Raw genomic sequence first — 15,071 nt, 5'->3', positions numbered from 1 at the left:
CGGCACGCGAGCACCGGCCCGGTGGCTATTCTCAATACTCGTGAACCGGTCACTCCTCGTTGTCGCCGCCGCGGCGCTACTGCTCACCGCAACGGCGTGCACCACCTCCGGCCAGGAGCCGGCGGCCACGTCGTCGGCGTCCGCGGTCGCCTCCGTTCAGCCCAGCGCCGCCGTCTCCGCGGTGAGCGTGTCGTCGTCGACCAGCAGCACCGCGACGGCCACCACCACGCCCCTGTACGCGCGACTCGACGCGGCGAGCGCCGCTGGCCAGACCGGCACGCGCGTCGACCAGCAGGTCGACGGCCAGAAGGTGGAGGCGACGGGCATCTGGATCGGCTGCGACGGCACACCAGCCACCGCGACCTACGACCTGGACGACGACTTCGCCTCCCTGACCGGCGACCTCGTGCTGGCCGATCCGACGCCCGCCCGCGTCGAGGCGCGGGTCGACTTCGTGGTCGACGGTAAGACCGTGCACCGCGTTCAGCTGACCGCGGGCACCGACCCGACTCCGGTGACGATCGATCTCAAGGGCGCGAAGATCCTGACCGTCAGCGCCATCTCGATCGCCGGCGACTGCTCGACATCGGACCTGCCCTATGGCGCCTTCGTCGGTGCGACACTCACCGCCGGGAAATAGGTGGCAATTAGACGAACTGCTTGCGCTCGAAGAAGAAGCGCCATAATCGTCCGGCACGCTTCGGCATTTCGTCGGGCGAGAAGTCCGCAAGCGCGAGCAGTTCGGGATCGACCTCTTGGCCGTTCTTGATCCGGCCGATGACAATGATGCGAGCCTTCTTACGCTCGATCTCACGAGCGTAGGCCCGTCGTTCTTCGACCGAGAGCGCGTGTGGGTCCGCCATCAGACTGTCCCGTCGTTCCGGAGGCCACACGGGTCATCCGGGGCCTTCATCGATCCTACCCAACGGTCGAGCAGGACACGATCGGCATTCGTCGCCAACTTGGAGTCTTGGAGCACCTCGAGGACCTCCAAGCCGACTGAGATCGCCTCGGCCTCTCGTGACAGCACGTGATCCGCCGCCCACGCCGCCCGGCGCCACCACTCAGCGCGCCGATCCGCATAGGTCCGCTGAAACAGTCCCGCCGCAACCCCGCCGAAGCCGACCACCCCGACGATCAATGTCACCCACGCCTGCGCCGGCATCGCCTTCCCCCTTCCTCCGACGATCTACTCACCGTAGAACGCCGCGCACCGAGCCGCGCCGGGCTGTCCACAGGGTCGGTCCAGTGTGAGTCCGCTGTCCACAGGCCACCCGGCAGGCGGATACTGGCGCCATGCCCGACGACTACCTCTCGCCCGACTGGCCGAATTCCGCTCTGGTGATGATCGACGTCCAGAACGACTTCGTTGACGGCGCAACACCTATCCCGGGCACCGCGGAATCGCTTCCGGCGATGGCCGGCCTCGTGGGACGGTTTCGGGCCGCGCGAAGGCCGATCTTCCATGTCGCGCGGTCGTACACGCCCGGCGAGCACGACGTCGACCTGATCCGCCGCGCATCCATCGAGGCGGGCGCCGAGGTCGTCGCACCTGGTACCGAGGGTGCACGGATCCCCGGCGCACTGTTGCCCCGAGATTCCCCAGAGCTCGACTGGCCGGCGCTTCGCGCCGGACGGCTGCAGCGGCTCGGCCTCGAGGAGTACGCGCTCTACAAGCCGCGGTGGTCGGCGTTCCACCGCACACCGCTCGACGGCGAACTTCGCCGACGCGGTGTCACCACCATCGTCGTCGCGGGCTGCAATCTCCCGAATTGCCCGCGCGCCACCCTGTTCGACGCGTCCGAGCGCGACTTCCGCACTGTGCTGGTCGCCGATGCGACCTCGCAGGTGACGCCCGGGCGTCTCGCCGACCTCGCCCTGATCGGCGTGCAGATGTTCGACGTCGCCGATGCCCGGGCGGCGCTTCCGACGCGGTGAACTGCGTTTCCGGAATGAGGGCCGAAGTCAAGGCTTCACGCACCCGTGCGTAGTTCAGTGCGTACGTCCGAGAGGGACCGGCCGTCATCGAGCGACCAGTACAGCCATCCGTTCACCTGTCGCCCGTCACTCACGTGCCGCGATGCACCCGACGGAGAGGTGAAGCGTTTGCCGTCGAGCATGATGGTGCCTCCTTCTCCAACGACGGCCTCAATACCGGGCCGACGCCCTTTGAGCCGCGCACCGACGGCAAGCAGGCCCGCGACGACGAGGTCTCCGATCGTCACGCCATCCGCAGTCTTCGCGTGCCGATCCACCACCGTGCCTTGGTGTCCGGCTGGCACCGGCCAGATCGAAAGCAGAGCGTCGATCATGACGCCTGTACGTGCGTCGATCAGGCGCTCCGACCAGTCGGCACCGTCGGCCAGGGTAAGCAGCCTCCCGGTCATCGTGATCGTGTTGTGATCGCGTAGCGCACGGCACTTTGTACCCCACGCCGCATTCGACACCTTGGAGTTCAACGAGGTCGTGAGCAGCGTCAGGTTGCCGAGCCGGTTGACGTGCGCTTGCCGCTCGGCGGCAGCCGCTTCGTCGTCCACCGGCCAGGTGTCTTGCCACCGCTGCGGCAAGACGTGCTCGATCGGCAAGCCTGTTCGTGCGACCTGCGGCTGACCCGTCTCGGCACGATAGCTGTCCTCGATCGCTTCGAGGAAGCCGCGGAGTCGGGGCCGCGGAAATCGCGTATACGCTGGCGCGGTGAACAACTGAGTACGAATCTCGTCGTCGCCGGGCCAGTAGGTGCTGGCTACGTTCAATCGACTCAGATGGCCGGCGATCCGCTCGGGAAGCTCCGCTGTCGGCGCCGCTCGGACGCTCGCGATCAGGTCGGCGACTACTCGCCCGAGGTCAGAATTCGACAAACGGAGCAGTTGCCTGCGGTACACCCAGCTCTCTGCAACGCGGATCACAGCAGCGATATCGTCCTCCGCAACCGTGCGACCCGGCTCGTGCAGCCAGATCAACAGCGGTTTGAGGAGTTCGATTCCGCCCGCCTGCATCCGATACACGGCCATTTCGGTCGCGTTCAATTCGCGGCCCGGATCGGCGGCGGCCGCCGTCCATCGCTCGTAGAGATCCGCTTGCTCCTTCAGAATCGGCAGCAGCATCCCCATAGCCGTTCCGGACTGGTTCACGTACGACTTGAACCGGGTGAACGTGGCGTGCGGACTGATCTCCTCACCGATCCGCGAGACCAGCCACTGGTTCAGGAACAGCGAGTTGCGGCTAACCTTGGTGCGTCCGACGCTGACCTCCTTTGACCAGAACGGCGTATCGAACGGCCAGTCGCGCGCGTAAGCGTGCGCGGTGTCGGCCCCTTCCGCTTCAAGGCGCTGGAAGACGAAGTTACGCACCATATCGGCAGCGGTGAGCGGAGTGCCACGCGCGTTCAGGGTTTCGAAGATCTCCTGCGAATCCTCTGTGGACAGCAACTCGATCGTGACCAACTGCAGGTTCGACTGCAACACCTCAGCGAGGACGTCGCCCCGAGGGACCGAGTCGTCGCCTGCGCCGAGCCACTCTCCGACGGCGTCCGTGAAGTACTGGTGTGCGCGGGCAAGGAGCGATCGCTGATGGTCCAGATTCGCGTAATCGACGGGCGCCGGCGCTTCCATCACCTCATCGAACGCTGCGCGATCGACATTCAGATGACGCAGTTTCAGCGCCGGTTCATCGCCGGACACGAAAGCGGATGGGTTATGGGTGAGCGCATCGAGCTGCAAGGCCGCCTTGGAGGCGCCTCGCTCGGCCAGGACCGCGCTGGTGGCGTCCATCAGCAATTGAAGCGTGGTGAGCCGCTGCTGACCGTCGATTACGTTCCAGGACTGTACGTTCGCGCTGCGCGCCTCATAAGCCTGGAGCACCACGGCGCCGAGGAAGTGCTGTGGCGATGACGCTGACTCGGCCAGCTTCAAGTCAGCGATCCGCCGGATGTCTTTCCACAGGGGCGCCCACTGTTCCTCTTCGTCCCACACGTACTTCCGTTGGAAAAGCGGGATCACAAAGTGCTGCGGCAGGCTGAACAACTGCTGCGGCGTGCGCTTGAACGTCTCCATGCCGCCATCGTGCCAGGCCCCTCGGACAGAGCCGGGTGGTCGGCCGCCCATGTTGCCCGTCTCCACCTTTCGGCCGACGGTCCGCGTACGTCCGCTGGAACAGCCCTGCGATCACCCGCTGAATCCGATCACGCCGACGATCAAGGTCGCCAGTGCCTGCGCCGTCATGAACGCCTCCCCTGCGCCAGTGCTGACACACGGCACCGTAACGCGGATCCGCCTTGAACGGATCCGCGTATCCACAGCCTGCGCGGTGCTTCTCAGTCGTACACAGCAACTATGGTCCGGGTCTCGACAGCCGACGCGGCATGTGCCTATTCGATCGTCTGCAACTCGAAAATCGGGAAACGACGGCCCTCCGCGGTCTTCGTGTACTCACCGAAGCCCTTCGATCTGTCGGTGAACCGCTTCCAGGCCGGCGCCCACTCGTCGTCGTCGAGTTCACGCGCGTGGACCTGTTCGGTCACGATGCCATCGTCGCCGCGTCGTTCGATGGTGACGTCGGGGTTGGCGCGGAGGTTGTGGACCCAAGCGGGGTTCTTCGGCGACCCGCCCGCGGATCCGACGATCAGGATGCCGCCGTCCCCGGACGGCAAACCCATGAGCGGGTTCTCCAGTTCGCGTCCGGTCCGGGCTCCGACCGTGTGCAGAACCACCAGGTGCGACCCGAATCCCATCGTCGACACGACGCCGTGGTGTTCGCGGAACTCCGCGATGATGTCTTCGTTGAAAGCCATGCTTCAGGTCTACTCCTTCTTCGTGTTACAACGGGTCATGCTGTTCCGCCAACTGGAGTATTTCGCTGCACTGGCCCGTGAGCAGCATTTCGCCCGCGCCGCCGCCGCGTGCCACGTGTCGCAGCCCGCACTGTCGGAGTCGCTGCGCAAACTGGAACGCGAGCTCGGTGTGCCACTGGTGAGACGGGGCTCGAACTTCGAGGGACTGACCGCTGAAGGCGAGCGACTGCTGCGCTGGACGCGGCGCATCCTGGCCGACCGCGAAGCGATGCGCAGCGAGGTCACCGATATACGGGCGGGCCTGCGCGGGCAGCTGCGGATCGGGGTGATCCCGGCGGCCACCGCGAGCGTGGCAGGGATGGTCGACCGGTTCGGCCGCCGACACGGCATGGTCGACGTGCGCATCCATTCGGGACTCACCTCGTCCGAGATCGTCGAGCAGGTGCGCACCTTCGAGTTCGAGGTGGGACTGGTGTTCACCGACGCTGTCGATGTGGACGACGTGCTGCTCACCCCGCTGTACGAAGAGCACCATATGCTGGTGGTGCCGCCCGGGCTGATCGACCACAAGGCGTCGACCATCGACTGGGACGCGGTCGGCGAATTGCCACTGTGCCTGCTGCACAAGGGGATGCGCGGGCGTGACGTGCTCGATGAGGCGGCCGCGATGGACGGCTTCCACCTGCGACCGCGCGTCGAGACCGACTCGGTGAGCACGCTGCTCGCCCTCGTCCAGACCGGGCACTGGGCGTCCATCGTGCCACGCTCCCAGGTGGTCGGCGACCATGGGACGCCTGCGCTGCGGACCATCGACCTTCCCGCTCCCCCACTCGGCAAGGTCGCGGTGATCCGGAGCGCCCGAGAACCGGCGCCGCTGCTGGCCACTGCGTTGATCGACAGCTTGAAGTCTTCGTGAGCTAGTCCGATAGCCGTCGCCTATCGGCCGATCGACACCAGGGCTTGGACGCGCACACCCACGTAGGGCGACCGTAGAAGAGGAACAAACGAGTTCCTCTCCCAACCGCCATCCGCTGCGAGGAGTGACTGACATGGCGAAGATTCTCTGCGTGCTCTACCCCGATCCGGTGACCGGCTACCCGCCGGTTTACGCCCGCGACTCCCTGCCTTCTCTCGGCGCCTACCCGGACGGTCAGACGCTGCCGACGCCGAAAGACATCAGCTTCAACCCGGGCGACCTGCTCGGCTGCGTCTCCGGCGAGCTCGGTCTGCGTCAGTACCTCGAGGCCGAAGGGCACGAGTTCGTCGTGACCTCCGACAAGGACGGCCCCGACTCGGTCTTCGAGAAGGAACTGCCCGACGCCGACATCGTCATCTCGCAGCCGTTCTGGCCCGCCTACCTCGATGCTGACCGCATCGCCAAGGCACCCAAGCTCAAGCTCGCCCTCACCGCCGGAATCGGCTCGGACCATGTCGATCTCGACGCCGCGATGAAGGCCGGAATCACCGTCGCAGAGATCACCTACTGCAACAGCATCAGCGTCGCCGAGCACGCCGTCATGCAGATCCTCGCCCTGGTCCGCAATTACCTGCCGTCGCACCAGTGGGTGCTCGACGGTGGCTGGAACATCGCCGACTGCGTCGAGCGTGCCTACGATCTCGAGGGCTTCGACGTGGGTGTGATCGCGGCGGGTCGTATCGGCCAGGCGGTGTTGCGCCGGCTCGCTCCGTTCGACGTGAACCTCCACTACTTCGACACCCGGCGGCTGCCCGAGGAGACGGAGAAGGAACTGAATCTGACCTACCACCCGAACGTGCAATCGTTGGTCAGCTCGGTCGACATCGTCGATATTCACGCGCCGCTGCATCCGCAGACCTATCACATGTTCGACGCCAACCTGATCAACTCGATGCGTCGCGGCTCGTACATCGTCAACACGGCTCGCGCCGAGATCATGGTGCGCGACGACGTCGTCGAGGCCCTGCGTACCGGCCAACTCGCCGGGTATGCCGGCGACGTGTGGTTCCCGCAGCCGCCGGCCCCCGACCACCCCTGGCGGACCATGCCGCACGAGGCGATGACTCCGCACATCTCCGGCACCACCCTGTCCGCTCAGGCCCGCTACGCGGCCGGTACCCGCGAGGTCCTGGAGAACTTCTTCGACGGCACGCCGATCCGTGACGAGTACCTGATCGTCGAGGGCGGTTCCCTCGCCGGTACCGGCGCCAAGAGTTACACGGCCGACGGCAAGGCCAGCCCCGGCGCCCAGACCGAGACGCAGGTCTAACACCACGGTGGCCCATGATCCCCGACATCCGAGCGTTCCGCGGAACGCTCGGATGTCGGGAGCGCCGGGGACCGCGCGGTTCACGCGGCGTCGACTCGATCGACGACGCCACGACCAACCATCATCAATGTCGTACCCTCGCAATACCCTAAGACTAGAACATCAGTTCTACTCAGGGGGTCTTCAATGTCCGCGACCGACCTCTTCGACCGCACCGCACCAGCCGATCTCGACGACGAGCAACTCGCCGAACGCGTCATCGGCTATGCGACTCAGATCGCCGCCCTCACTGCTCGTATGCTCGACTACCTCGCCGAATTCGACGAGCGCAAGGCCTGGGCCGGCGAGGGTATCGCCTCGTGCGCGCACTGGCTGGTCTGGCAGGCCGGCTTCAGTCTGCGCACCGCGCAGGAACATGTCCGCGCCGCACGCGCACTGCACGACCTCCCGAAGATCCACGACGCTTTCGCCGCCGGACAGCTCTCCTACGCCAAGGTGCGCGCCATGACCCGCGTCGCGACTCCGGACCGGGAAGAAGAACTACTCAACGTCGCACGCGCAGCGACCGCGGCGCAGGTGGAGACTCTCTGCCGCGCAATCAGGGACAACGACGCCCGAATCAACGACAGCAGCGGCGACAACGACGCCGAGCCTCCACTGCCCGAATCGTGGGGACGCTGGAAGTGGAACTACGACGGCACGCTCACGGTGAATATGCGGCTCAATGCCGTGGACGGTGCCCACTTCCTCGCCGCGATCGTCCGTGCGGAATACGACCGCACCCGAACTCCCGATGACCCCGACCTTCCGGCTGAACCCCCATCGTCGGCTGAGCTTGTCGAAGCCCCGTCGGTCGAGTTCATCGAGACCCAGCCCGGGCCCATCGACACGCGTCGCGATCTGTGGCGCAATGTTCCCGGCAACATCGCCCCCGAGGTGACCGCGATCGCCGACACCATCATCGCCGGGATCGATATGCCCGAGGTCGCCGCCGGTGCGGAAATCCTCGTCCACCGAGTCAATGCCGAAGCATCGCTCGACGACGGCCCGGCCCTGCGTTCCGCGGAACGCGAGGAGATGGAATGCGCTGCCACCGTTCGCGAGATTGGCCATGAACCCGGCAACTCGGTGACCGTCGGCGGCCGCCGGATGGGACCAGTGCTGTGGTGGGGCCGCAAGCGTCGCGTTCCGAACGCCGCACTCGTCCGCACGATCCTGATGCGCGACCGGACCTGCCAGGCCCCCGGCTGCACCCGCACCCGTCACCTGCACATTCACCACGTCACCATGTGGTCTGCCGGCGGCACCACCGATCCTGACAATCTGATCCTGCTCTGCAGTTCGCACCACCGAGCCCTGCACCACGGCGCCTTCTCGATCGAAGCGCTTGGCCACCAGCGATTCGCGTTCCGCGGAACGCACGGCGAGATCCTCGACCTGGCACCCCTGCACACCCCGGCCGGCGACTGGCACCCCGACCTTCATGTCGAACCCGACGGCGTGACGACGATCGGCGGAGGCCGTATCAACTACGGCTACGCCACCGAGGTGCTCTATGCCGCCTGGGCCTGGCGCGAACGACAGAAGCACGACGAAGATCCGACATACGCCAAAGCTGCCTGATCCGCGTTCCGCGGAACGCGGCATCACCGCCATCAAGGGGCCACGAGATGAAGACAACCATCAGATTCACCAACGTGTACGACGGTCGAGTGCATGTGCATGACGAGGAGGTCGACCTCGCCGAACCTCCAAGCGATGTCGACGACCACGACCTCAGCGATTGGGCCGCAGACGAGATCTTCCCCCTTACCGGAGACGGCAAGTCCGCCGGGAAGGAGGCCGGCTACTTCGCCGAGGTCATTCAGTGCCCGAACCGCCCCGAGCTCGTCGGAATCGAGTTCAGCTGGGGTATCTGACGGCGCCCCTACCGAGCAGGTCCCGTGGAATGTCTGAGCCCGGTGAAAGACTGTCCATCATGGACGAAGGCATCTACGAGCTGCTCGTCACCCAGGGGGTCGACGCAGGACTGGCGGCCAGCCGGCTCAAACATCAGATCGAGACGATCGACAAGGCCGACCAGCCTCATATTCTCGCCCGGCACATCGGCGAGGTTGTCGCGCAACGGCTGTCGGAGATCCGCGAGCCAGAGGACCGCGTCGCCCTCGCCAACGCGATCTTGCAGATTGCGACTGGTCCCGGAGCCTTCGTCGTAGATCCCCCGCAGCAGTTGCTCCGTGTGCACCGCGAATCCGCGCCGGGCGTCATCGACAGAACGGCGACTCGTCCGTCGACTCCCCTGTCCGAGGTCGCCCTACTGACCAATGGCAACGGAGAGCCTTCCATCGGGCACGAACTCCCTGCAGAAATCGCCTCCGCCGACTCCGTCGATCTCGTCTGCGCCTTCATCAAGTGGAGTGGCGTCCGGCTCCTGGAAGAACAGCTTCGCGACCTGACGCGGGCCGGGAAGAGATTCAGAGTCATCACTACGACGTACTTGGGCTCGACAGAACGCGCGACGCTCGATCGGCTCATCAACCACTATGGCGCCGAGGTTCGCGTTCAGTACGACGCGCAGCGCACGCGCCTCCACGCGAAGGCCTGGATGTTCCACCGCCGCAGCGGCTTCGACACCGCGTACATTGGGTCATCCAATCTCTCCAATGCAGCCTTGGTAGACGGTGTAGAATGGAACGTTCGGCTCTCGCGGACTGCCACACCCAGCGTCTTGGATCATTTCGGCTCAACCTTCGAGACGTACTGGAACGACCCCGCATTCGAGGAGTACACCCCAGCGCGCGATCGAGACCGCCTCGACGACGCCCTCGCCGCCGCCGGCACGGCACAGCAGCGCGGCGTCACTCTCAACATTTCCGGCCTCGAAGTCCGGCCCTTCCCCTATCAGCAGGCGATGCTCGAGGAGATCTGGGCCGAGCGAGAGGTCCACGACCGGCACTGGAATCTAGTCGTTGCAGCCACAGGAACAGGCAAGACCGTGCTCGCCGCCCTTGACTATCGCCATCTCGCGGCAGGTCAGCGCCCACGACTGCTCTTCGTCGCGCACCGACGCGAGATCCTGCAGCAGGCACTTCGCACGTTCAGGGAGGTGCTCAACGACGGTGATTTCGGCGAGCTCTACGTGGCCGGCAGTCGACCGGAGAGGTGGGACCATGTCTTCGCGTCCGTCCAGTCTCTGACGTCGTACGGTGTCCACACGATCCCCGCAGACCACTTCGCGGTGGTGACCATCGACGAGTTCCATCATGCCGAAGCCTCCACCTACCGGAAGTTGCTCGACCACCTGAAGCCAACCGAGCTACTCGGCCTCACTGCTACGCCCGAGCGGGCCGACGGTGTGGACGTACGGCAGCTCTTCGGTGGGCGAATCGCCACCGAGCTGCGGTTGTGGGACGCCCTCGACGCTCAACTGCTCTGCCCATTCCACTACTTCGGAATCTCCGATCAGACCGACCTCACCGCCATCGAGTGGCGACGCGGCGCGTACGACGTCACCCAGTTGGAACAGCTCTATACGGGCTCAGACGCCCGAGTTCGAGTCATCCTGAAGGCCCTCGAGGACAAGATCGTTGATCCCCAGGGGATACGTGCGCTCGGATTCTGCGTGTCTGTCGCGCACGCGCAGTTCATGGCGGATCGGTTCAGCGCCGCGGGAATCCGCTCCGAGGCTGTGCACGGCGACACGCCCACGGCGCGGCGCACTGACGCCCTGCGCGGTCTACGTGAGGGCACGATCAAGGTGCTCTTCTCAGTAGATGTCTTCAACGAGGGGGTTGACCTCCCCGACGTCGATACGATCCTTATGCTCCGGCCCACGGAGAGCGCCACGGTCTTCCTCCAGCAACTTGGCCGCGGCCTTCGAAGCACCCCGAGCAAGCCGGTTCTGACAGTGCTCGACTTCGTCGGACACCAACGCGAAGAGTTCCGCTGGGACCGGCGCCTGCGCGCGATGACGGGGCTCTCCCGCGGCAATCTGATTCCCAATGTCGTCGACGACTTCCCCTTCCTCCCGTCGGGTTGCCGGATTGTGCTCGACGAACAGACTCAGGCATCGGTCGTCAGCAGCCTCAAGCGGCAGCTGATGATGCGCTGGCCCGATATGGTGTCGGAGCTACGAGGCCTCGGCGACGTGAGTCTCCGCGAGTATCTGGATGACACCGGTCTAAGCCTGACTGACGTGCTGAAGTCGGGTCGCTCATGGTCGCGGCTCCGCCGCGACGCGGCCATCGATACGACCACCTCCAGTCCACTCGAGGAGAAGCTACTCAAGCGCGTCCGAGCCTTCGCCCACATTGCGGATCTAGTCCGAGAAGAGGCACTACGCCGGATTCTCGGAGCAACGGACATCGAGTACGAGCAGCTGTCGGCGTTCGACCAGGCGATCGCCCGCATGGTGTACTTCAGCTTCTTTCCTGCGGCCAACGAGTTCGACAACTACAGCGATGCCCTCCGAGCCATCCGGGCCAGCCGAAGCGCGTGCGAAGAGATCCTCACGGTCGTCGCGATGAATTGCGACGCTTCTCGACAGAGCACGATCGCGCTCGACGGCGACCTCGCCGATGTTCCACTTCAGATCCATGCTCGGTACAACCGCGAGGAAATACTGGCCGCACTCGGTACAGCGTCATTCGACTCGAAGCCGGCACACTTCCAGGAAGGCGTGAAATACGTCCCCGAACGCAACGTAGATGCGCTCCTGGTGACTCTGACCTGACTCGTGCCACTTTAGTGCCCTGCTGACTCTCGGAGCTTGGCGACGATGTCGGCGGCGTCGCCCTCGAGCGGTGTTTCGGCCATGACGTGCTGGCCGCGGATCCGGATCATGACATCCCGGACTGGGCGTAGCGCGGTGATGATGCGTTTGATCGAGTAGCCGGAAGTCTCGGTCAGGTGTCGGGTGACTGCGAGTGCGGCGAACACGATTGTCAGGTGTGCCTCGATCGAGTCACGCTCGTGATGGAACATCGGCCGCGCTTTCAGGTCGGTCTTGGCCATCCGAAACGACGCCTCGACCTTGAACAGATCATGATAGGCGGCCATGACCTTGTCACCAGCGAGTTTCTCAGTGGAGATGCTGGTGACGTAGCCCTTCAGCCCGAGGTACTCGCGGGCCTTCTCCACGGCATCCCAGTTCACGCCGGGTCGGGTGCCGAGGGAGACGAACCGGTCCTTCTTCGGCGGCCGTCGTCCTTCGGCGATGTCTTGCGCGCGCTCGATCTGCTTGTTGAGGGTGATGTTGTCGCGGCGTTCGCGGGCCCGCGAGTAGTGCCACACGACGCGCCGAGTCCGCTTCGCCTGGCCGGTTCCCATCTCCCGGGTGGTCTCGACGGTGGCGCCATCGGCGAAGAAGTTCCCGACCCGGTCGTAGTGGTCGGCCAGATCCCTTGGGGCTGAACCGGTTCGGGATCCGACGATGAAGTCGAACCCGGCTTCCTCGAGCGCGTTGAGGTTCGCTGCCGAGAGCATACCGGCGTCAGCGACAACGACCACGTCGGCTCGTCCGTGCCGTTCGCGGAACCCGTTCAACACAGGAAGCAGGGTCGTCGTCTCACCGCGGTTGCCGGCGAAGGCGTGTACTTCCAGCGGGAACCCGGTCGGGTCGACCAACAACCCGATGAGGATCTGCGGATCGACTCGCCGTTCCTTGCTCATCCCGACCTTGCGGAGCCGGTCTTCGTTCTCGGCCTCGAAGTACAAGGTGGTCACGTCGTACATCACGATCGACAGCGCGCCGTCGGCGGTGACGTGCGCGAACGCTGCCGCGGCGAGCTGGCTGCGCCAGTCCTCGGCGATGCTGCGATTGAGCGTGCGCCAGATCGTCCGCAGCGACGACGGCGACCGAACGCCGAGATCGGCCAGGACGCGGATCGTGTCGGCTTTGCTGGTCGGCTCGACGATCCGCGCCAACACCAACTGCTTGAACGTCTCGGTACCGACCTGGTCGAACCCGAGATCACGGTAGGCGTTGTCGAGGACTTCCCACAGGACACGCGACTGCGAACCGGCGACCTCCGGAATGGAAGAAACCTTAGCCGGCGACAGCGAGTTCAGATCGAATGCGAGCTGACCTGCGTGGATCTTCGTATCGGCGACCTCGAGTAGGGCAGCGAGCTCGTCGTCGGTGTGCGCCGAGCCGATGTGCTCGACGATCCGGCGCACGCCGCGTTCCTTCGACACGATCTGCACCGCAGTCGCACCCGACGCGGTACGTACCTTCCGGACGAACAGGCCCACACCGACGATCGTAGACACCTGATTTAGTGACCCAAAATGACACTAAATCAGAACGAAACCCCAGGTAGCGAGAGCCCGCCGATCCAACTCACCCGAAAGTGGCACGAGTCAGGTCTGACGAAGACCGATGGCGGCTTCTCCCCGACGACAATGTACCGCGATTACCCGATCAGTCGGACACTATTCCACTGGGAGACACAATCGCGCACCACCACTAGCTCGCCCGTTGGCCAGCGCTACCTTAGCGGCGCGAGCACGGTCCTGCTCTTCGTGCGCCAGGAGAAGCAGGACGAGCTCGGCCCCGAGCCCTACCTCTTCCTCGGCCCGGCGAAGCTCGTAGACCACCAAGGCAACCGTCCGATCGCGATTACATGGAAACTACGACATGAGATGCCAACAGAATTCTTCAACAACTCCAAAATTGCCGCGAGCTAGCCGCAATGAACTTCAAATTTGATAATTCCGAATCGCATGAGTCGGATCAATCACATACGCCTTCGCTAGACAATTGAACACCAAATACTCAGGAAATCTCGACCAAAATACACATTACCGAATCGCAGTCAATCTGAGATATGGCCTCATATACGGGTCGCTGAACTGATAGATATACTTGTTTCGAGTACCCTTTCTGCGAAGCATACTCCCGTGCGCCTCGTCAAGGAGCGCAGCCAAAGCAACGTGCAAGAATTGATACGCATCACGCGAGCCGTATTCCGCCTCCCAGGCGGAAATCACATCGGCGCTCTTCCACTCACGGAGGCCCGATTGCGCCAGCAAGTGCAGGATACTTTTTCGCGGGCGGATCTCGCCACCGACCTCGAACGCCCGTTCAATCCTATCAGCAAAAGACTGATCAACCGACTTCACCGCACGCTTGAGAGCCGGCTCGACCTTTGACTCGTCGATTCTGACACCTTTTAGCCTGCGTGACTCACGGGCTAGATACAACCCAAGCAGGTGCGCGAAGTACGGGAATCCGTCGCTGTAAAACACCAAGTTGTCAAGGACGGGTCTGTCAACATCCACTTCCAGTATCTCAAACCCGCGCTTCAAAACGGAGCGGATTTCCTCATCCGGCATTCTCGGAACACCGATTTCGGTAACTCTTCGCCGAAAGGAACCTGACCCATGAATAAGCGACGGCGCATCTTCTGCGATACCAATGACAGCAATCTTGATATCACCAGTTTCCGCAGCCCGGTCAGACAGGAACTCCATTGTCTCAGCAACGAGGCGACGATCCTCCGCCCTCACAATGTTCTGAAAATTGTCTAGCACCAACACTCGCTTGCCAGTCTTCATCATCGCCTCAACAAGTGCGTCAAGCGGAGACTTCTGAACAACTTCGAACTCAACAGCCTTCTCGGCGCCGATATTCAATTTACCCTTGAGCGAGACGAGCAACTTTACCGTACCCCCGGCCTCAATTCCAGCCGAGCCAGACTTCCGCGATGTTCGCTTAATCTCCTTAACGTCGATCAACTTGCGAAGCGCATCTTCCATCAGATCGTCATAATTCTTCGAGGACAAACACTCGACAATGACGCACTCCATTGATTCATCCTCGGACGCATATCTTAATAGTGAAGATTTCCCAACACCCGTATCGCCATAAATTACAACTTGTCCGCCGAGCTCTCTCAACGCCTCGCCAAGACTGTCCTGAAGGCCAGGATTGTCATCGAGATCGCGTTCGTTTCGACGCTCAAACATTTCGCGCGTGGCAATCGTCTTTGGCGTAAAGATGTCTTCTGGATTTCGCACGCTCGACATTTCAGCAG

At 63.8% G+C, this 15,071-nt stretch carries 13 protein-coding genes and 1 pseudogene; 8 read left to right on the top strand and 6 right to left on the bottom strand.

What is annotated here, in order from left to right; genetic code table 11:
• The first annotated feature begins 40 nt into the window (after positions 1–40).
• Positions 41–640, top strand: coding sequence for an NPCBM/NEW2 domain-containing protein (locus MYK68_RS05105; protein ID WP_247866616.1), 600 nt, complete (start codon positions 41–43; stop codon positions 638–640).
• A 7-nt stretch (positions 641–647) separates the two neighbouring features.
• Here the strand turns inward: MYK68_RS05105 and MYK68_RS05100 are convergent, their stop codons facing one another.
• Together MYK68_RS05100 and MYK68_RS05095 are read right to left on the bottom strand one after the other, a co-directional pair.
• Entirely contained in the window at positions 648–863 is a 216-nt protein-coding gene (locus MYK68_RS05100; RefSeq protein WP_247866615.1) for a hypothetical protein, read from the bottom strand.
• Positions 863–1,165: a hypothetical protein gene (locus MYK68_RS05095; RefSeq protein WP_247866614.1), complete on the bottom strand. Its 303-nt coding sequence runs from the start codon at positions 1,163–1,165 to the stop codon at positions 863–865. The genes MYK68_RS05100 and MYK68_RS05095 overlap by 1 nt, the downstream gene beginning before the upstream one ends.
• A 131-nt stretch (positions 1,166–1,296) precedes the next feature.
• On the opposite strand from MYK68_RS05095, the gene MYK68_RS05090 reads away from it, so the two are divergent.
• A complete protein-coding gene (locus tag MYK68_RS05090; protein ID WP_247866613.1) occupies positions 1,297–1,938 on the top strand; it encodes a cysteine hydrolase family protein in 642 nt (213 codons plus the stop codon).
• A 35-nt stretch (positions 1,939–1,973) separates the two neighbouring features.
• Here the strand turns inward: MYK68_RS05090 and MYK68_RS05085 are convergent, their stop codons facing one another.
• Both MYK68_RS05085 and MYK68_RS05080 read right to left on the bottom strand, forming a co-directional pair.
• On the bottom strand, positions 1,974–4,052 hold the full coding sequence (locus MYK68_RS05085) for a GmrSD restriction endonuclease domain-containing protein (protein ID WP_247866612.1): 2,079 nt from the start codon (positions 4,050–4,052) through the stop codon (positions 1,974–1,976).
• Positions 4,053–4,366: 314 nt separating this feature from the next.
• A complete protein-coding gene (locus MYK68_RS05080; RefSeq protein WP_247866611.1) occupies positions 4,367–4,789 on the bottom strand; it encodes a nitroreductase/quinone reductase family protein in 423 nt (140 codons plus the stop codon).
• 37 nt (positions 4,790–4,826) lie between these two features.
• Between MYK68_RS05080 and MYK68_RS05075 the strand changes: the two genes are divergently transcribed.
• The 5 genes and pseudogenes from MYK68_RS05075 to MYK68_RS05055 all read left to right on the top strand — a co-directional run.
• Positions 4,827–5,705: a LysR family transcriptional regulator gene (locus MYK68_RS05075; protein ID WP_247867932.1), complete on the top strand. Its 879-nt coding sequence runs from the start codon at positions 4,827–4,829 to the stop codon at positions 5,703–5,705.
• A 133-nt stretch (positions 5,706–5,838) separates the two neighbouring features.
• Entirely contained in the window at positions 5,839–7,035 is a 1,197-nt protein-coding gene (locus MYK68_RS05070; protein WP_247866610.1) for an NAD-dependent formate dehydrogenase, read from the top strand.
• Positions 7,036–7,221: 186 nt separating this feature from the next.
• Positions 7,222–8,658: an HNH endonuclease signature motif containing protein gene (locus MYK68_RS05065; RefSeq protein WP_247866609.1), complete on the top strand. Its 1,437-nt coding sequence runs from the start codon at positions 7,222–7,224 to the stop codon at positions 8,656–8,658.
• 47 nt (positions 8,659–8,705) lie between these two features.
• Positions 8,706–8,954, top strand: coding sequence for a hypothetical protein (locus tag MYK68_RS05060; protein ID WP_247866608.1), 249 nt, complete (start codon positions 8,706–8,708; stop codon positions 8,952–8,954).
• Positions 8,955–9,013: 59 nt separating this feature from the next.
• Positions 9,014–11,761: pseudogene (locus tag MYK68_RS05055) on the top strand (DEAD/DEAH box helicase); the annotation flags it as partial.
• Positions 11,762–11,778: 17 nt separating this feature from the next.
• On the opposite strand, the gene MYK68_RS05050 reads toward MYK68_RS05055, so the two are convergent.
• Complete coding sequence (locus MYK68_RS05050; protein ID WP_502798321.1) at positions 11,779–13,287, bottom strand: IS1634 family transposase; 1,509 nt, start codon at positions 13,285–13,287, stop codon at positions 11,779–11,781.
• Between the two features lie 36 nt (positions 13,288–13,323).
• Here MYK68_RS05050 and MYK68_RS05045 point away from each other — a divergent pair, with 36 nt between their 5' ends.
• On the top strand, positions 13,324–13,722 hold the full coding sequence (locus MYK68_RS05045) for a DUF3427 domain-containing protein (protein ID WP_247866606.1): 399 nt from the start codon (positions 13,324–13,326) through the stop codon (positions 13,720–13,722).
• Positions 13,723–13,836: 114 nt separating this feature from the next.
• Here the strand turns inward: MYK68_RS05045 and MYK68_RS05040 are convergent, their stop codons facing one another.
• Positions 13,837–15,054, bottom strand: a complete 1,218-nt coding sequence (locus MYK68_RS05040) for an AAA family ATPase (RefSeq protein ID WP_247866605.1) — start codon at positions 15,052–15,054, stop codon at positions 13,837–13,839.
• Positions 15,055–15,071 lie beyond the last annotated feature (17 nt).

It is taken from the genome of Gordonia sp. PP30, from assembly GCF_023100845.1.
Lineage (GTDB): Bacteria > Actinomycetota > Actinomycetes > Mycobacteriales > Mycobacteriaceae > Gordonia.
Note: the sequence above shows the minus strand (reverse complement) of the source record. Positions and strands in the feature narration are given on the sequence as shown.